This is a genomic window from Rothia sp. P13129 (assembly GCF_048512865.1).
GTDB lineage: Bacteria > Actinomycetota > Actinomycetes > Actinomycetales > Micrococcaceae > Rothia.
In genome coordinates this window covers 109,913-128,939 of record NZ_JBLXYA010000002.1, presented here as the reverse complement: position 1 = coordinate 128,939, position 19,027 = coordinate 109,913, and the positions used below count along the sequence as shown (strand labels likewise).

The window sequence follows — 19,027 nt, the reverse complement described above, 5'->3', positions numbered from 1 at the left end:
TACAACTGTACGATGTAGATGTACACGAGTTTTTATTCTCTCAAAGACGGTGATGATTACAAGAAGTCACTTATTGCTGAGGCTTAGAAATAATCCAGCTTGCCCATAAGACCACCGCGTATAGTGGTATCCCCATCAGAAGACGGGCAATACCTAAAGCCGTCACATCGCCTATCTGGTACAGAGGAACTTGCACAGCAAGACGCGCAAAAAACATCGCGCAGAGTATTAGAGTTACCCGATTATAAGCTCGTAGACGTTCTGGACGTTGACGCCAATGACCTTGTTCTCCACGAATATAGCTGTAGAAAAGTCCCAGAATAGGCCAACGAACCACCACAGATCCGCCCACAAGAAGACCATACACCAGATTAATGTACAGTCCTGGGGCATAAAACTCTGTGGCATTACCTGAACGATACGATATAACAGCGCAGATGAGAACCCCGATGAAACCAGATAACGATTGAATCAAGGTGCCCCGCTGTCTCAGGCGAAGCAACGCAAAGATACCAGCCGCACCTAAAGAAAAGGCTAAAGCAATAAAAAGTTCTTTGGTGGTGGTAAAAAGAATCAAAAAAGCTACCCCTGGAAGGGTTGCTTCAACTATTCCTCGAACGCCACCCACTGCGTGAAGAATATCTACGTGTCCGTTGTCTTTACGTCGTAGGTGGGTACCGGCTTGCTCTAATGCGGTACTGATACTTACAGGTTTTCCCTGAGTCGTTTCAGTGGTTTGGTCTTGAAAGTCTGAGGGCTGTTCTTGGTTCATGGTGTTTTATGTTTCTCTTCATAGGCAACATGTGATGGAACAATCTCATAGCGTGGGTTATACATCCGATGAGGCGTCACTCGTTGAGAGAGCATCCCACTACAGCGAATATAGGTACCTGCAACAATCCCTGGAACGTTGCGTTGACCGTGCCAGATGAGTTCGAGATAGTCACCTTCAGCAAGGGGCGGAAACTCTGGATATAGTGGGGCAGGTGTTTTGGGGTAGCTGCTCACACGATATTGAGGAATGTTATGTTCTTCATCGCTAAGAGTTTCTTCAGAAGAGTCATCGTCGGCGATTACTTCTTGAGTTTCGTCATCAGAGTCTTCTTCAAGGACCTCAATAATGGGAATACCCGTTAGCTGATGATAGTTAGAGGGGGCGAGTGGCTTAGAACGGCGCACTTCAAGTACTGCAGTGTATCTCGGTGGATCGGTTGGGGCAGATAGCGTTACGTGAACAACGCGTCCACCCACACGTGCACGAAAACGCTCAGGGTAACGTTCTAAGCGTTTTCGTAGAACTTGCTCATGGCTAGTATTCTCTGCCGCAGTAGGCACCATTTTCTACCCTATTTCTGTGATTTCTGGTCCGCGACGAGGCATTTTAAGGGGTTCTTCTTTCCCCTGAGGTGTGGACTGTTGTTGTGCTTGTTGCTGTGCTTCTTGAATAGAGGCAGGAACTGTCATCGGCAATAGTTCGCGAGGAGGACGAGGGTCTTGTCCACGAACAACAACAATTGACCGGAACACTTCTTCCATTTCCGCTACGGCTTCTGGTTTAACTGCAGCATCTCCGGCAAATACACCACGAAGGAACCAGCGAGGCCCATCTACACCGGCGAAGCGAGCTACTCTAAAACCTTTACGTCCGTCTGCTGTTTGCGCAGAAATACGAGAGACGAGCTGCCGCCCTAAAGACCCGTCAAGGATTTGAACGCTTCCGCCCTGTTCACGTACTGAGTGTGCAATTTCTTGACGGATATCGTCCCAGATTCCACGTGATTTAGGTGCAGCAAAAGCTTGTACTTGCAAGCTTCCTTGACCTTTAGTGAGTGTTACCGCTACGAGCTGTTGACTTTTTTGTTCGATGTCTAAACGCATGTTTAGCCCGTTGATCATTTTGATGCGCATTGCACCAAAGTCCATGTAGCCTTCTGTTTCTTGCTGTTCGGAGACGTCCCATGGCCCAGAAGAACGGTCATAGTCATAGGGGGTGTTGAGGTTTTCTTCAGCCGTTTCTTCTACTGGCTCAGTAGCCTCTTCTGTTGTTGGTTGTTCTTCTTGCTCTGTGCCCTGTTCTAGGTTCTGTTGAGCTGAGTCTTCACGTTTTTTCTTTTTTCCAAACCCAAACATGTCTTTTACCTTACGTATACAGCAGTTCTATGATGTTTTCTCAATTATTCTAGCGAACACCTGTTGAACCGAACCCTGCTTCAGCTCGTTCGGAGGAAGGCAATTCATTGACCATCATAAAATGAGCTTTTTCAAAGCGTTGAATCACCATTTGAGCAATTCTGTCGCCACGGTTGATGGTAAAGGCTTCGTGTTGGTCTGTATTGAGTAAGCAGACGATAATTTCTCCACGGTATCCAGAGTCTACGGTTCCGGGTGCGTTGACGATGGTGATGCCGTGTCGTGCTGCAAGACCTGAGCGGGGGTGCACAAGTGCAACATATCCGTCAGGTAGTGCCAAAGACACACCTGTAGGTATCATTTTGCGTTCGCCGGGTGCGAGGACAGCATCAATGGTTGAGCGAAGGTCTGCGCCAGCGTCACCATCGTGTGCGTAGCTTGGAGCAGGAATACCTTCATCGAGCATTTTGAGGGGTATATCGATAGATTCAGTCACAGTAGTTCACTGTACTAGAATTATGCCCATTCGAGTACTTCGTGTGATGTCTTAGTCTTTTCTCTATAGAGTTCTTGAATCTTAGTTCACATCGCCTAGTAGAACTCAGTGTCAGCGGTTGAATATCGCTAAGATAGTTCTACGGCTTATGCTTGTTCGCTATCTTTCAAAGGTTTATGTATGTCTCCTGATTCCACTGATGTTCTTTACTATGAGCGTCTCTCCCCCGGTTTTGGTACTTGGTTAGTAGCTATTGGGGTGGGTTGTGCAAGTTATCTTGTTGCTGCTCCGATTAATATCCCTATCGGTATTGTCGTGGGTATTCTCATGATGCTTCTGGTCGGTGGTGTTCTCTTTGCTTCTTCGCCAACGATTGAGATTACTTCTCGAGTGTTGCGTGTTGGTAGAGCACAGATTGAGAGGGAATATGTGGGCTACGCCGAGTCTTTTTATGGTGATGCGGCGAGAGTCGTTGCGGGGCCTGCATTAGATGGTCGTGCTTTTATGTGTTTTCGTGGTTGGATTGAGCCAAAAGTTCGGATTCATATTGTTGATCCAGCCGATCCAACTCCTTATTGGTTAGCTTCTAGCCGTCATCCTGAACGTATTGTTGAGATTCTCAATGAGGGTAAAGAAGTCCCTGAGGATTCATCGCTTGAAGAATAACTATGTGTGTGCATGTGGGGAGGGGTGAGAAACCATTTTTGGTTTCTCACCCCTCCCCACATGTATTGGCTGGTGTGTCTTAGCCTTCGCAATCGATGCAGTATTGCATTCCGCCGTCTTCGTGAGCGATTTGTGAACGATGACGCACGAGGAAGCAAGAACCGCAGGTGAATTCGTCATCTTGTGCAGGAAGAACAACGACGTTGAGTTCTTCATTAGACAAGTCAGCACCGGGTAGCTCAAAACTTTCAGCTGCTGCGTTTTCGTCTTCGTCAACAGCACCTGATTGCATTTCTGAGCGGTGGTTATTGAGCTCTTCAAATGATTCTTCGTTATTTTCTTCGTCCTGTTTACGAGGTGTGTCGTAGTCTGTAGCCAAAGTGTTTTTCACGCTCCGTGTGTTTAGGCATACCTTCCATCGTACGTTAGGGAAGTTTCTGCAGTCTGTGGGACAGTGTTACCTTACGTGAGTAAAGACGTGATGCTTTAGTTTCCGGTAACGCGTAGCATTTTTCACTAAATATTGGCTGTTGTCTAGTAAGAAACAGCTATTTTTTACTGTGGAAGCTATCTATTTTTTCTATTGATGATTATTTTCTGAGAAGAACCCTTATTTTTCGCGGGTTTCATGGGTACGCCCTTGAGAATATGTGACTTTTTTTACACCTTATGGTGGCCTTTGAGGTGACACCTCCATATTAAAAACGTATTTTTTAGTTTTTTGAGTGGTTGTTTCCTGCGCGTTATGGGCGTCTCGGGGTAATCTTTTCTTGAACTTTATTGCCAACAAGGAGATAACATGCTTGAGCTGCGACTATCTGGTATCCATGATGACGGTGAGCATCTCGTTTTAGAATCTGTGCAAGGGGAACGTTATATTCTTCCTATTGATCAGAATCTACGCACGAGCATCGCTAAAGCTCGTCGTATTCAGCCTCTTCGTGGTCGCCCTGGCAACGGTGTTTTTGGTCCTCGTGATATTCAGGCACGTTTCCGTCAGGGAGCGAGCGTTGAACAAATCGTTGAGGAATCTGGTTGGGAAGCAGAACGTGTGCGCCGCTATGAGTGGCCTATTCTTGCAGAACGTGCTCATATTATTGCTGCAGCACGCGCGGTGCGTATTTCTCCGGCGGTTCTTTCACACGGTCGTTCCGACGCTCCCGCTCTCTCCTTAGATGAGCTCATGGAGCGTGTTGGCGAAAAGTTCAATCTTCCTCTAGAAGACGCTCAGTGGAGCACCTATCAGCAAGAATCTGGGCAGTGGAGCATTAGCGCTGATATTGAGCTCAGTGAACAGGCTCAGCAGCGTATTCCCCAGACCGTCGTTTTCCCTGCACGATGGACGTATAATCCTGCGAATCAGAGTGTCTATGCCTCCAATGAAGCGGCTTATTTTTTGATGGAACGAGCAGATCAAGAAGATGCACCTGTTCCGGGGATGATGTCTCATGCTCATCAACATGAGGAAGATACCCCTGCCTCGGTAGAGGAGCCTGTCCAGACGTCAACGGATTCTGTAGCAGAGCTTTCTGAGATTTCAGCATCAACTCCAAAAGTAGCTCCTCTTTCAGAAAAACCACAGTCTGTTGAAGGTGCTGGAACTCGTGACTTCGCATCTGCAAGTGAACGTAAACTTGCAGAATTATTGGAGCGTGCCCGTAATAGTAGCGCTCAAAAGGTCACTGTAGTAGCAGATTCTGTTGTCTCTTCTACTGATTCAGTGCCTCAGAATGTGCAGGATCAACCACAAGCTAACGATGAGGTAGCTACCACAGAGCAGCAATCTGTTCAGAAAAATATTGAATCACAAGATGTATCAGCGATGAGCTCTGATTCGGCTGATATTGAGCAACAGCAAGATTCTGCAGATGAGGTTTCTGCAGATTCTTCTCGTACAGAAAGTCCAGAAACCCCTGCCAAGGCTGAAAGTTCTTCGTCTCGTTCAAAACGCACTTCTGTGCCAAGCTGGGACGACATTATTTTTGGTAATCAGCGTCGTTAACAGTCGCCAGTTAATATATTAGGTATACCCCTATGAGTCATTCTTATTCCCCTAAGCATCTTTCGGATGTTGAAGAACCCGATCATATCCCTGATTTACCGACAGGTCCTAAAGTTACTGAACTCCCCCACAAGAAACATACAAGAACGATGTTTCTTGGGCTTTTAGGTGTCTCTCTTTTGGGACTATCTGTGGCGGCTTTTACGTTCTTCCCCGTAGCAGACCCACCTATCTCTCCTATCTCAGAAGAAGCAACGCATGCGGTGACGGATTCACCAAGTGTCAGCGCTACTCCTACCCCAAGCTCAACACCGTCCGCAACACCAACCCCTGTATCTTCTTCTAGCCCATCTCTGTCACCGACGCCAACGTTCTCACCGGCACCTGAAGTGCAGGTCCCCCAAGTAACTGAAGAATTTGTTCCGGCTGAGCCTATTGTGCCGGCTGTTCCAGAGACAGTAGAAGAAGTCCCCGAGGTAGAGACTGACCCTGTCATACCTGCTCAGCCTGTTGCTCCAGCGCCGGTTGCTCCAGCTCAACCTGTACAGCCAGCGCCCGCGGCACCCGTGGCGCCTGCTCAACCTGTTGCTCCAGCACAGCCTGTACAGCCAGCGCCTGTAGTGCCTGCTCAGCCCGTTGCTCCAGCGCCGGTTGCTCCAGCACAGCCTGTACAGCCAGCGCCCGCGGCACCCGTGGCGCCTGCTCAACCTGTTGCTCCAGCGCCGGTTGCTCCAGCACAGCCTGTACAACCAGCCCCGCCGACAAACAATGTTGTGCCTGCACCTATTCAAAATCCTGCCCCAGGACAAGGATAGGCATTCCTCTCTTCTCGTTGTTCAGGTTCGCCATTACTCGTGATTGTTCGTAAGAGAACATACGTTCTCAGGACACAAAGACTCCTATTTTCACTCTGTTATCCGTAGAATGTACTATGAGCGGTAAAGTCTTTAGACTTTGTCTCAATCACTAGCACGTAGAGAGAACCACGCAGATAGGTACGTATATGACCCACCCTAAACATCGCGCTGATTCAGCGGCCTCCGATGATTCTGAACATATAGACCACACATCGGAAGATACTGCGCCGTTAGAAGTACACAAACCTGAGCAGAACGAATCTGATGTAGAAAATCATCAGGCTCAAGGTTCAGACGATGTATCAGTTCAAACGGAACCTATCACAACTATCGCCCAGCCAGGCTATATCTATGTCACAGAGGATTCACTCCACGCAGTAGAACAAGGCGCTGAGGACGATTCTCTCTCACACCAACTGCTCAGAAACGGCACAGTTTTTGAGAAAAAAAGCCTTGCCGAGAAAATCAGGGAACGGAACGAGCAACACGCAGAGGAAAAGGCTCGTAAACAAAAAGAAGCAGAATACCGTGCCCGTCAGGCAGCTATTGCGGGGCTTACTGCACAAAAAGCAGCACAACAGCGCGCTCTCACAACAGGATCACTCAATGAGCGTGATGTTCTTACCCACGTAGCAGAATCTACAGTCGAAGCAACTTCCCGTAAAGGTATCGTATTCGGTGCTTTAGGCGTGGGTGCTCTTCTCCTTGCAGGTATCGCCACCGTCTACGCTTTTAACCACAGCTCAGATAACATCACCCCGACCGACGCTCACACCGTCAAAGAAACCGCTACAACAAGTCCTACCGCTACAGAATCACCTCGGGCAACATTCTCTCCTGCTCCAGCTCCCACTCACACTGTCAAAGAGCCTGAAGTTAAATATCTTAATCCGACACCTGCCCCTGTAGCTCCAGGAACTATTGAGTATGTAGATCCACCCGTACCAGAAGTTCCTGTTGAACAAGCACCACCACCTGTTATCGCACCACAACCACCTGTTGTTCAAGAACCTGAACCCACTGTTCAGAGCACAACAGCAGAACCTACCCCCTCTGAAGAACCGGTAGAGAGTAGCCCTGCACCAGAGCCAACGACACAAGAAGCTGATCCCACGCAGGAACCAACAGAATCTACCGTACAAGGACCAACTGTGGCACCGCCAGCCTCGTCCTTGCCGGCTCAGCCTCAGCCAATTCCTTCTGGTCCATCTGTTCCGCCAGCAACACAAGGTGAAACACGCAATACTGCTCCTGCGACTCCAGCAGGCCCTCAAGAAGCACATGACGTGCCAACGACAGCTCCCGTACAAGAAGGCTAACCGTTTCACTAAGGGAGGAGAACACCTGAGGTGTTCTCCTCCCTTAGTTTATGTTGTAGGTAATACGCGTAGCGGAATAGTCGTCTCTGTTTCGGTTAAAGAACCGTGCTGACCAACCATATCGAAAGCTTGCGGTTTAGCTCGACGTTTATCGTAGAGAGCAATAGGCTCACGGCAAGCAATCAAAATATCACCGATACGAGCGCGTGCTTGATCTCGCACTTCAATACCAAAAAGTCCCTGTGCACAAGCTTCTTCGGTGTCGATAATCCATGCTTGCTCTCCCCAGCGTTTAGCCCAATCGTTGAGAGTTTTTTCTCTTGCTTCCTTGGAATTGTCTTTCAGGTATAGCTGAACCATACGTGGTTCACCTGCAGTGAGTCTGACATTTTCAATGAGATGCTCATCGGCAGAGTAGTCGTATCGGTGCTCACGATCAATATTGAGCATCCCATGATCTGCAGATAAGAGTAATAGTGTCTGTGCGGGCACTCTTTCTGCTAATTTTCTGAGAGAAAGATTCAATTCTTCTAGTTGGTGAATCCATTGGGTGGATCCTGTTCCGAAGCGGTGTCCAGCTTGGTCGATTTCTCCCCAATACATATAGACAAGGGATGGTTTCCTTGATGACAGAAGACTCGTTCCAAGAGTGATTCTTCCAGTTGGTGCTTGAGCGTGGAAGAATTCTCCTCCTCGTAAGCCAAATTGGCTTAGCCCTGATTTTTGGTATCGGCTCAAGGATACTGTTGCGACGTTGCAATAGTTTTCATAGCGTTCAAAGACGGTAGGGTAAGGTTGCCATTGATGAGGGTCGATGGATGAATCCCAGCCTGAAAGATGATTGACGACAGCGTCATTTTCAGGGTTGCGCACTTCGTATCCAGCAACACCGTGTATCCCTGGTGGTAAAGCGGTGCCGAAAGAGGTGAGGGATGCTGCCGTGGTCGAAGGTATTGCAGAGTGCAGTGTTCCTAAAGAAATGGAATTTTTAAGGAATGGGGCATAAGAGGCATATTTTTGGAGGAGGTCTTCACCGAGCCCGTCTACCATGACAACGCACACACTACGGAATTTGTCGGGGTTGATTCCAGCTTGTTCTAAACGTTGTGCTAACCCGATGGCGTCATGAACGCCCTCCCCCCATAGAGGGTGAGGGTCAGGTGTGATGGTGCGCTGTTTTACGAGTGTTCCGGCTGATTCGAAAAGATCAGCAATAGTACCACTACCGTATGGTGCGGGTGCTGGCAGGGGTGTTCCGCAATAGTCTGTGAACATTAAGGTTATCTCCCTGCTTCTAGCTGTGCTTTTCTTAAGGCTTGCACAAAGTTGTGTGCTTGTTTCACGGCGTCTGCTCCGTCAGCTGTTGAGCTAATACGTAAAGAGATGTCTTCGCACATCGCTAGGCCAGTATATCCGTGGTTAGCATGGCATTGCGGGTCAGGGCAGTCTGCTGGTTGCAGGTCAAGACGTTGGGAACCTGTCCACGCAATGTTAAGGGACACTTCAGAAGGGAGGGTTCCTCGTTGGTAATCAGAGGAGTCGATATACACGTAGTTCACGGATACGGATTTTAGATGTTCTAAAGAAAAGCTCTCAACGCTGAGGTGTGTTGCAGTTTCATCTGGTTGGTGGTGTTCGTGATCATCGAGGTGTACTACCAGCAAATAGCGTTGCGTGAGCGCTAGTACTGTAATGTGGCGGTGAACGGTACCGTGTTCAAAGTGGGTTTCAAGATGAACGAGGTGGGATTGAGGTTCTTGCCCTATTAACCCATCTATTACCGCGTCTGTTGTCAGTTCTGGGTAAAATCCTAATCTGGTAATGGACTCTTCCAACAATCTAAGACGAGGACTGCTCATATGGGTATCCCTCCAAGGTGTATAAGATATTTATTTATTGTAAACCGTACAGGTTCTAGTTCGTTGGTCATTGTTATGACATTCTTGGCTTTGATATCCTCATGAGCGCATTTGCTGTTGTGTTGGTTCTTTCAAAGGAGAGCATTCTCAGAACCGAACGGTAGAATGTTTAAGACCCTACCCCGTCAGCTATTGAAGAGGTTTATATGGCCCGCCGTGGCACAACTCTGCAGGATGATTATCCTGAAGATATCGTAGAAAATATTGTCGATATTGATGTATCCTCCGAAATGGAAACCAGCTTTTTGGAGTACTCATATTCGGTGATTTATTCCCGAGCTTTACCTGATGCTAGAGACGGTCTCAAACCGGTACAGCGACGCATCTTGTATATGATGCAGCAGATGGGTTTGACCCCTGCTAAAGGTCATGTGAAAAGTGCTCGTGTTGTTGGTGAAGTGATGGGCAAGCTTCACCCTCATGGTGATGGTGCCATCTATGATGCAATGGTGCGTTTAGCGCAGCCTTTTGCTATGAGGATGCCTCTTGTTGATGGTCATGGAAACTTTGGGTCTTTAGATGATGGGCCTGCGGCCTCTCGATATACCGAAGCGCGTATGGCGTCTTCTGCTTTGGCGCTCACCGCAGATTTAGATGAGGATGTTGTCGATTTTGTTCCCAATTATGACAACCAGTTGATGCAGCCTTCTGTTTTGCCGGCCGCTTTCCCTAATCTGTTAGTCAATGGTTCTTCGGGTATTGCGGTAGGTATGGCTACAAATATGCCTCCGCATAATCTTCGTGAAGTTATTGCTGGGGCACGGTATTTGATTGAGAATCCTGACGCTACTCTCGCCCAAATCATGAAGTTTATTCCAGGCCCAGATCTTCCTACCGGCGGAACAATTGTTGGGCTTGACGGCATTAAAGATGCCTACGCTCATGGTCGCGGTATTTTTAAAACTCGTGCTAAAGCTGCCATTGAACAGGTGTCTGCTCGGAAACAAGGCATTGTGATTACCGAGTTGCCGTATATGGTAGGCCCTGAAAAAGTTATTGAGAAAATTAAAGATGGTGTCCAGAAGAAGAAGCTTCTAGGCATATCTGATGTGGCAGACCTGACAGACCGTAAAAATGGTTTGCGTATGGTCATTGAGATTAAAAATGGTTTTAATCCTCAAGCTGTTCTAGCCTCGTTATACAAATACACGCCTTTAGAAGATTCTTTTGGCATTAATAATGTTGCTCTTGTACAAGGACAGCCTCAGACCCTTGGTCTTTTAGATCTTTTGCGTGTCTACGTTAATCATCGTATTGAGGTCGTTCGCAGGCGTACCGTGTTCCGTCTAGAACAGAAGAAAAAACGTCTTCATTTAGTTGAGGGTCTTCTCATCGCGATTATTGATATTGATGAGGTCATTCAGATTATTCGTTCTTCGGATGAGAGCTCTCAGGCTAAAGCCCGCCTCATGACGGTCTTTGATTTAAGTGAGGTTCAGGCACATTATATTTTGGAGGTTCGTCTCCGCCAGCTTACAAAGTATTCACGGCTTGACTTGGAGAAAGAACGTGATGAGCTACTTCATGCTATTGCCGATTTAGAGGATATTTTAGCTCACGAAAAACGGTTACATACGGTTGTTTCTGATGAGTTACAAGAGGTAGCAGATACCTATGGAACAGACCGACGCACCGTTCTTACTTCAAAAGATCGTCTAGCTGATGAACTCGCTCAGGCCAAAAATTCTTCTGACCAGAAAGTTACACGCGGCAGCTTAGCATTAGAAATTGCGAATGACCCGTGTTGGGTTCTTCTGTCTACAACGGGGTGTATTGGCAGAAGTACGCCGTATCCTGATGGTCTTGTAGCACTTGAAGATTCAACAAAACGTCTCAAACATGATGCGTTAGTGTCAGCAGTTGCAACCAGCGCACGTTCTGAGATAGCAGCGGTAACCTCCTTAGGGCGTATGGTTCGGTTAAACGTTATGGACCTTGTCGTCCTTGAGAATTCTCAAGGTACACCAATACTTTCTAGTGGCGTTCCTTTAGACGAGATTGTTTCGTTAGGGCGTTCTGAAAAGATTGTTGGGTTGGCTCCGCTTCATCAGATTATTGCTTTAGGCACCGCTCAAGGTGTTGTTAAACGAGTTAATCCTGATTACCCGCTCAATGCTGATAGCTGGGATATTATCGCCCTTAAACCTAAAGATCAGGTTGTTTCGGTGTCAGTATGTGCGCACGACAGCGACGTTTTAACATTCGTGACAGAGCAGGCAAAGTTATTGTGTTTCACTGCAGATAAGGTACGTCCTCAGGGCAAAGGTGGTAGTGGTATTGCCGGCATTAAACTCGCTGAAAAAGACCGTGTTATTGCTTTTGGTGTTACCCCTGCGCGTAGTGATGCTGTTGTCATGACGATTGCTCACGGTGGCTCCGAAGATAGTGCCAAAGTTACTGAGTTGGAACAATTCCCTCAAAAAGGACGTGCCACCGGTGGCGTTCGTTGTCATCGCTTCTTATCGGGCGAGTCTTCTTTGACGTTAGCGTTTATTGGTCGTGGAGCGTTAAAGGCAGTAAGCCCCGCTGGTGTAGCAAGGGCTGTACCAACAGAGTTTTCTGCTCGTGATGATTCGGGTATCCCCCTCACTCAATCTATTGCTGCGGTGGGTTCCTCATATCAACACACTCAGTGGTTATTGCCAAACACCGGAACAGAGACGAAGGATGACCCTTCTGTCCCAGAGCACAGCTCCCAAAAGGCGTCAGCTAAAGCTGAGTTGCCCCTTGAAGGAACTCTCTTCTCATAGAACATCACGTATTTCTGGCACAAGAATGCCGTGGTTGCTCAGTTTCGTAAGCAACCACGGCATTCTTGTATCTACGAGAGTTTATTTAGGGTGATAACTCAACAATACGGTCGCAGGCTTGAATATCGTCGCGACGGTGTGACACGAGAACCACAGCTGGAGGTATCTGAAGACCAGAATCAGGCCGTGCAACATGTTTCATCGTATCCACATCTATTTTGGTTCCACGAGATACTTCTGCAATCAGGGCACGTGCTGCTGGAGCGTCTAAATGCGCAGTCGGCTCGTCCATAAGAAGTAGTGGAGACTGCGTCAATAGGGTACGAGCAATCGCAATACGCTGGCGTTGACCGCCAGAGACATACGAACCGCCAGCTCCTACAGGAGTGTTTAAACCTTCAGGCAGAGAACGTACGAAGTCTCCTAGCCCGACTCTATCCAGAACAGAGTACATGTCAGCTTCACTAGGCCGGTTTTTCGCAGAAGCTGCCAAGGCAAGGTTATTCGCAATCGAAGATTCGAAAATATACGCAGATTGTGGACACCATGCAGCATAACCACGTAAATCAGCACTTTCGAGTGTCTGCCCGTTAACACTAATTGACCCATTCTCTACAGGTAAGAATCCCAACAATGTTGCCAGAGCAGTAGTTTTACCGGCACCAGAAACACCGGTAATGCCGAGCCATTGCCCAGAACTAATCGAAGCGTTAAGTCCTGTAAAAACAGGTTCTTTCATGCCGGGCCAACGAGTTGCAACATTTTCCATCGTCAAAGTAATGGGTGTTCCTAGACGTTGACGAGTTTGTGCAACATCGGTTGCAGTGTTCTGAACTGAGTTTGTTTCCACGAGAGGGCGCATACGTCGTACAAGTTCAGCAAGTGCAGGCCATCCTCGTACAGCTTCAATATGTCCGGCGGTGCTTTCTCCCATTGCGGTGCACATTAAGAGAATGATTGCGACAAGCGGCCCAGTTAGTTCTCCAGAGCGAACTTGTGCCCATGTGATGACGATAGTTCCTAGAGCCGCGCCCCACCACGTCACGATGGTAAGAGCATGTCCGAAGCCACTAGCCTTTGAACCTGCAAGGATTGACTCAACATTACGTTGGTCTTTTTCTTTGAAGGCTGCAGTCGCAAGGTAGTTGAGTCCGTTGGCTCGAAGGTCAGCGGCAGCGTCAAGGGTTGAGACCCCTAAACGTAATAATTCTGAGGTTGAGAATCGGGCAATAGCGTCAGCGCGATGATCAGTGTATCGAACCAAAGCCGGTATGACGACGGTAGAAATAACCGCTGCACACAGAATAATAGGAGTAGCAATAGGGGCAACGCTTAAAGTAACGACGACCGCCAAAATCATCACCGTCAGGTGAGAACCTACTGGAAGAATCACACGCGGTAAAGCGTCGCGTAGTTCGTCAATATCTCCAACAAGACGGTTAAGAATTCGGTCGCCACGAAGAAGCGAACGCAAAGATAGCACGGTTCTTCCGGCAGAATCCCATGCTCTTACTCGCAAGAAGTTCGCTGCTTTGAGCACAAGATCGTGGGTGCGTAAACGTTCTACATAACGAGTGCAGGCTCGTCCAAGTCCAAAGAACCGTACTCCGACGATGGCGACCATGAGGTACATAATGGCAGGCTGTTCTGCGGCTCGTACGATGAGCCAGCCAGAAAGTGCCGTCAGCATAATAGAAAATGATAATGCTAGAGCAGACAGGACAATAGGAATGAGGCTCTGTTTAAAAGTGATACCGGTCAGTGAACGAATATCTCTCAACGTTTGAAGGGCAGAACCATATTGTTGCCGGTATGCCCCCGTATCAGGACGGTGAGGCTTTTTCTCTGCTGTTTGCGGGCTCTCGGCGGAATGCTGTCGTAGAGATTCTTTGAAGCTCTCAACGTTCCACCCCATGGAAGTACTACGACTCATGGTCCATGATGTTGCGGTTCCGCGTTCGTCCGTTGTAGCGTCAAGGCGGAAGTCTGTTCGCCGTGCAAGGTCTTCGTCATGGGTGACGATAAGTAAAGTAGCGCCCGTGGTAGCTAAAGCTGCCAATGAAATATTGACGCGGTCTGAGGCGATTGCATCAAGGTGAGCTGTTGGTTCGTCTACAAGTACGGTGACCTTTTCCCCCACACGTTCTAAAGCATCAACACGTGCTAATGCCCGTGCAATGGCTAGACGGCGCATTTGTCCGGCGCTCAAAGATTCTGGTGCAAGGTCGGCGAAATCTTCCAACCCCACAACTCGTAGGTATTGACGGTATCGTTCACGTCCGCGGGCAGATAGAGAAAGTGGTCCGGTTTCGCTCAAGAGTTTGAGTACGGCGGCAAAGTCTTCTTCACTATCAACGACGGCGGGGAATCCGTAAAGTGCAACTTCGTTAATCACTGAGGTTGCGATAAAGGCTGGTGATTGGCTGACCCATACGATGGATCCGGTACCGCTGACTTCACCACTGACCTGTAGGGGTTTGCGAGATCCGGTAGGGATTAGCCCGTCAGCGACAGAACCGTTGATAACCCCCAATAAGGTAGATTTTCCGCAACCAGAAGGTCCGGTAATGCTGACGGTACTTCCATGCGGAACGGTAAAGCTCACGTCGTGTAGAACTTGGCTTCGTCCGGGATATGTGACGCAGACGTTTTGGATGCTTAGTTCTTCTCCGTCAAAGAAGGTTTTCTCTTCGGGGAGAGGACGGTCGATGATACTCTGGGCACGTCGTAGAGCGGCTACGCCATCTTCAGACTGATGGTAGGCGCTACCTACGTCGCGTAATGGCTGATAGCATTCGGGAGCTAAAAGTAATGCTAGTAGTGCTACGTCTAGACCCATATTTCCGTGGACTAGGCGTACGCCGATGAGCACCGCAATGACGGCGATAGAAATGGTGGTGAGCAGTTCAAGCCAGAAAGATGAAAGAAACGCTGAGCGTAGGGTGAATACTGTTGTTTTGCGATAACGCTCCCCTAGTTCTGCTAGAGCTTTTGATTGGGCACGAGCACGTCCAAGTCCAACGAGCACAGGCAATCCTTTGACAAGCTCTACAATATGGTCAGACAGACGCAGTAATTCTTGTTGGGCTTTTTCAGTGTCTTTTTTCGTGGTTTTACCGATGAGTACCATGAAGACTGGAATGAGGGGCAGCGTCGCGATAATGACGATGGCGGAGGTTAAGTCGTAGAAGCCCAGTACACAAAGAATCATGATGGGGGTTACCGCGGTGCTAACAAGTGCGGTAAGAGTTTTGGTGTAGTAGTCGTCGATAGCGTCGAGCCCTCGAGAGATCAGAACTGCTGTTCCGCCAGTACCATCGGGGGTGTCTACTCCTCCAGTGGCAAGGACTCTTTCAACCAGTTGTGCACGGATAGTTGATTTTGTTCCGGTGGCTGCACGTTGCGCGAAATAGCTCAGCGCCCAGTCGCTTGCTGCACGTAATACTAGTGCGATGAAAGCAACGAGTAACAGCATCATAACGGTTGGTTTTTGCCCAAAAGTTGCGAGCCAGATACCGTCTAGGTGGGCTTCAGCGTTGCCACCAAAAACTGCTTGCTGACGGTCATAATCACTGGTGAAGATTTGGTTACGGTGTATCGCAGCATAGGTGAGTCTAGCCATGTAAGCGATAGCTGTACCAAGAACGGCGGCAAATAGTACTGTCGCACTCGTTTTTATGATGGTGATGAGCGCAAAGATGCCGAGGTTAGTTGTGGCGTTGGGCCCCAGTGGAGGACGCTTATCCATAGGTAACGGTGAACTTTCGGGTATGAAGGTATAGACAGATGTTCTTTTGAGTCTACCTTTGAAAAATATATTTTTCTGGTGAATGGGCAGAAGGTTTTATTGTGATGTCAATGATGGGGTGGTAGATGAAAGCGGGTGCGTCTATGGTTGATAGACGCACCCGCTTTTTTGTGAAGGAATGAGATATCTCGTTCCTTCTGAACCAGTGTTTAGTGGCTTCCCTTAGACATAGTTGCTAGCTCGGTAGCATCATGTGCGTCAGGGATATGTTCTACTGTCATGCGTTTGCGGAACATGTAGTATCCCCATGCCTGATACAAAATGATGAAAGGCAACATCAAACATGCTAGCCACGTCATGATAGTCAAGGTATAGGGAGAGCTTGAGGCATTAGCAATATTCAGGCTGTAAGCTGGGTCCAATGTTGAGGGGAAAACATTGGGGTATAACGCTAGGAAGATAGCTAGAGCACCAGTCGTGATGAATAGTGAAGTTCCGACAAAGGTCCAACCTTCACGTCCTGCACGTGCTTTAAGGTATGCAAATGCACAGCTAATGACAGCAAAAATAACCATGGCCCAAGAGAGTATTCCGGAGCTCATGCCGGTGAATTGTAGGTAAAGCACCCAGATAACACAGGGCAGAACACCTAATGGCATGAGCCGTACTAGTGTTTTACTTGCACGGTAACGTACTTCTCCGTCTGTTTTGAGGGCGATAAAGGCAAGCCCCTGTAGATACGAGAAGAGAACAATTCCGAGTCCACCGATATAGGTGAAGGGGTTGAACACCCATGTGAAGGCTCCAACAACGTCGCCGTTCTCATTGATCGGCAAACCGGTGGAGGTAATTCCGAGCAGTGCACCAACGAGGAAGGCAATGAAGAAGGAAGATACGGAGATGGATGCATTCCAGAAGTTGACCCATTTTTCGCTATGGTGTTTTCCGCGGTAATCGATAGCGACGACTCGCAAGATGAGGAATACGAGTGCTAGGGTTAGCGGAATGTAGAGCGCGGAGAAGAGTGAAGCGTACCAGAAGGGGAAAGCTGCAAAGGTTGCGGCACCTCCGGTTACAATCCAGACTTCATTTCCATCCCATACAGGGCCGATGGTGTTGAGAAGAAGTCGTTTTTCTTTTTCATTTTTTGAAAAGACTTTTGACATCATCATGCCGACTCCGAAGTCAAATCCTTCGAGGATGAGGTATCCAATCCAGAATACGCCGATGATGATGAACCATATGGTAGGAAGCAGAGGCTGGTCAGCGAAGATGTTCATAGTGTTCGTCCTCTCTTCTTAGTATGCAAACGCGAGGACGTCGCGTTTTTCATCGTGGTTGGTGTCTTCGTCGTCTTCGAGTAGTTCAGGCATGGATGCCACGATACCGGAACGAACGTATTTGGTGAGCAGGTATATCTCAACGATTGCAAGGACTCCGTAGAGTAGTCCTAGTGTAATCAGTGAGAAAAGAATGGTTCCTGCTGATACTTCTGGTGAGACACCGGCAGCGGTGAACATCATAACAGCGGTGTCGCCTTGGAAGTTTGGTGCAACAACGAATGGTTGACGTCCCATTTCGGTGAAAATCCAGCCAGCTGCATTGCCAAGGAACGGGAACCATAGTGCTACAAGCTGTAGGTTCTTAATACCGTTGGATGCGGGAACTGTGCCGGTACCGTTTTTGCGGGTTATCCATAGCGCGTAGATAGCCATCAATGCGCTCATACCACCGAGGGTGAACATGCCACGGAAGCCGTAGTAGGTAACTTCAACCAGCGGTGTGTATTGAATTTCTTGTCCTGCGTACTCGCCGTAGACTTCTGGCTGGTTAGGGTAGTGAGTTCCTAGCTGTTCGCGGTATTCCTTGAGGAGGGTTTCGACGCCGGGTACTTCTTCTGTGAAGTTTTCGTGAGCAAGGAAGGAAAGCAGACCAGGAATTTTTAGGACAGTATGGATATCTGCACAGTTCTGGCTACCGGGGTTGGTGCTGTAGGAGAAGAGGGAGAACGCTGTGGTGTCTTCGCAGGCGGCTTCTGCAGCTGCCATTTTAAGTGGCTGTTGTTGAATCATCAGCTGGGCTTGTGCGTGGCCGGTAAAGGCGGTTCCGAGGAATCCGACGAGGGCTACGATTGCACCAAAGCGTAGGGCGTAGCGCCAAGCGTGAAAATCTTCTTTGTCGCGAACGCCTTCAGCGCGCTCACCGATGACAACTTTTCCGTCAACGACGGTGTCGATTCCGTCTTTACGGCGTTTCCAAAGATGCCACCAAGAGATACCGACGAGGAAGGCTCCACCGACGAGGAGTGCACCGGTAATAACGTGTGGGACGGTGAGTACCGCGGTGATGTTAAAGAGCACGGCGAGGATGTCGGTCATGACGGGGCGTCCGTCAACCATTTCTACACCGACGGGGTGTTGCATCCAAGAGTTTGCTACAAGGATGAAGTATGCGGAGATCCAGGTACCGATAACGGCGATGGTGATAGTCCATGCGTGAATTTTAGGTGAGAGTTTACCCCAGCCGAAAATCCATAGTCCGATGAAGGTGGATTCGAAGAAGAAAGCAAAGAGGCCTTCCATTGCTAGGGGGGCACCGAAGACGTCGCCGACAAATCGTGAGTAGTTGCTCCATGCCATACCGAATTGGAATTCTTGGACGAGGCCTGTTGCGACGCCCATGGCAAAGTTGATCAGGAAGAGTTTTCCCCAGAATTTGGTGAGACGTTTAAATCGTTCACTTCCAGTTTTGACGTATTTCCAGTGGAAGTACGCGACAAGAGGGCCGAGACCTAGTGTCAGAGGCACCATGAAGAAGTGGTATACGGTGGTGATGCCAAATTGCCACCGTGCTATAAGTAGTGGATCCACTGCTTGTATCCTTTTATAAACCTTAATGTGTGAGCCGTGAGTTGTTGAGACTCACGCTTTATCACATTTAGATTACGGTGTGTTGCAAGGTTTGTCTTATAGTCGTTTACACCCTGTCATTTACTCTTTTAAGTTGGGGACTTGACGTTGCTCTAAAGGTTATTTTCACAGTAAGCACTTTTTATGTTTTGGGCTTTTTTCAACAATTGACAACACTCCCCTAAGTATCAATATTTACCCTAGTCAAATAGCATTATTTGGGTTTTTCAA

General features: G+C 48.4%; 15 protein-coding genes. 5 read left to right on the top strand and 10 right to left on the bottom strand.

What is annotated here, in order from left to right:
- Nucleotides 1-70: 70 nt before the first annotated feature.
- From ACN081_RS02530 to dut, 4 genes are read right to left on the bottom strand one after another with little or no spacing between them, the layout of a single operon-like run.
- On the bottom strand, nt 71-772 hold the full coding sequence (locus tag ACN081_RS02530; RefSeq protein WP_419106858.1) for a DUF3159 domain-containing protein: 702 nt from the start codon (nt 770-772) through the stop codon (nt 71-73).
- Nucleotides 769-1,338: an asparaginase gene (locus ACN081_RS02525; RefSeq protein ID WP_419103056.1), complete on the bottom strand. Its 570-nt coding sequence runs from the start codon at nt 1,336-1,338 to the stop codon at nt 769-771. The genes ACN081_RS02530 and ACN081_RS02525 overlap by 4 nt, the downstream gene beginning before the upstream one ends.
- Before the next feature lie 3 nt (nt 1,339-1,341).
- Nucleotides 1,342-2,130, bottom strand: coding sequence for a DUF3710 domain-containing protein (locus ACN081_RS02520; RefSeq protein ID WP_419106857.1), 789 nt, complete (start codon nt 2,128-2,130; stop codon nt 1,342-1,344).
- Between the two features lie 49 nt (nt 2,131-2,179).
- Complete coding sequence (gene dut / locus ACN081_RS02515) at nt 2,180-2,626, bottom strand: dUTP diphosphatase (protein ID WP_419103054.1); 447 nt, start codon at nt 2,624-2,626, stop codon at nt 2,180-2,182.
- A 180-nt stretch (nt 2,627-2,806) separates the two neighbouring features.
- On the opposite strand from dut, the gene ACN081_RS02510 reads away from it, so the two are divergent.
- Nucleotides 2,807-3,292, top strand: a complete 486-nt coding sequence (locus ACN081_RS02510) for a DUF3093 domain-containing protein (protein WP_419106856.1) — start codon at nt 2,807-2,809, stop codon at nt 3,290-3,292.
- A 79-nt stretch (nt 3,293-3,371) separates the two neighbouring features.
- Here the strand turns inward: ACN081_RS02510 and ACN081_RS02505 are convergent, their stop codons facing one another.
- Nucleotides 3,372-3,671: a DUF4193 domain-containing protein gene (locus ACN081_RS02505; RefSeq protein WP_419101941.1), complete on the bottom strand. Its 300-nt coding sequence runs from the start codon at nt 3,669-3,671 to the stop codon at nt 3,372-3,374.
- 420 nt (nt 3,672-4,091) lie between these two features.
- Here ACN081_RS02505 and sepH point away from each other — a divergent pair, with 420 nt between their 5' ends.
- The 3 genes from sepH to ACN081_RS02490 all read left to right on the top strand — a co-directional run bounded on the left by sepH (nt 4,092) and on the right by ACN081_RS02490 (nt 7,470).
- Entirely contained in the window at nt 4,092-5,294 is a 1,203-nt protein-coding gene (gene sepH / locus ACN081_RS02500) for a septation protein SepH (RefSeq protein ID WP_419106855.1), read from the top strand.
- A gap of 32 nt (nt 5,295-5,326) precedes the next feature.
- A complete protein-coding gene (locus tag ACN081_RS02495) occupies nt 5,327-6,109 on the top strand; it encodes a hypothetical protein (protein ID WP_419103051.1) in 783 nt (260 codons plus the stop codon).
- Between the two features lie 188 nt (nt 6,110-6,297).
- Nucleotides 6,298-7,470: a hypothetical protein gene (locus ACN081_RS02490; protein WP_419106854.1), complete on the top strand. Its 1,173-nt coding sequence runs from the start codon at nt 6,298-6,300 to the stop codon at nt 7,468-7,470.
- Between the two features lie 48 nt (nt 7,471-7,518).
- Here the strand turns inward: ACN081_RS02490 and ACN081_RS02485 are convergent, their stop codons facing one another.
- Nucleotides 7,519-8,745, bottom strand: coding sequence for an alkaline phosphatase family protein (locus ACN081_RS02485; RefSeq protein WP_419106853.1), 1,227 nt, complete (start codon nt 8,743-8,745; stop codon nt 7,519-7,521).
- Between the two features lie 5 nt (nt 8,746-8,750).
- Nucleotides 8,751-9,329 (bottom strand): DUF5998 family protein, encoded by a 579-nt coding sequence (locus ACN081_RS02480; RefSeq protein ID WP_419106852.1) that lies wholly within the window; start codon nt 9,327-9,329, stop codon nt 8,751-8,753.
- A 206-nt stretch (nt 9,330-9,535) separates the two neighbouring features.
- Here ACN081_RS02480 and ACN081_RS02475 point away from each other — a divergent pair, with 206 nt between their 5' ends.
- A complete protein-coding gene (locus ACN081_RS02475) occupies nt 9,536-12,139 on the top strand; it encodes a DNA gyrase/topoisomerase IV subunit A (protein ID WP_419106851.1) in 2,604 nt (867 codons plus the stop codon).
- An 85-nt stretch (nt 12,140-12,224) separates the two neighbouring features.
- Here ACN081_RS02475 and cydC read toward each other — a convergent pair whose 3' ends face one another.
- From cydC to ACN081_RS02460, 3 genes are all read right to left on the bottom strand, one after another.
- The gene (cydC, locus tag ACN081_RS02470; RefSeq protein ID WP_419106850.1) at nt 12,225-15,887 is read right to left on the bottom strand and encodes a thiol reductant ABC exporter subunit CydC; all 3,663 of its coding nucleotides are present in this window, start codon (nt 15,885-15,887) and stop codon (nt 12,225-12,227) included.
- Between the two features lie 209 nt (nt 15,888-16,096).
- On the bottom strand, nt 16,097-17,167 hold the full coding sequence (gene cydB / locus ACN081_RS02465) for a cytochrome d ubiquinol oxidase subunit II (protein WP_419106849.1): 1,071 nt from the start codon (nt 17,165-17,167) through the stop codon (nt 16,097-16,099).
- Nucleotides 17,168-17,185: 18 nt separating this feature from the next.
- The gene (locus ACN081_RS02460; protein ID WP_419103044.1) at nt 17,186-18,757 is read right to left on the bottom strand and encodes a cytochrome ubiquinol oxidase subunit I; all 1,572 of its coding nucleotides are present in this window, start codon (nt 18,755-18,757) and stop codon (nt 17,186-17,188) included.
- Between the last annotated feature and the right edge of the window lie 270 nt (nt 18,758-19,027).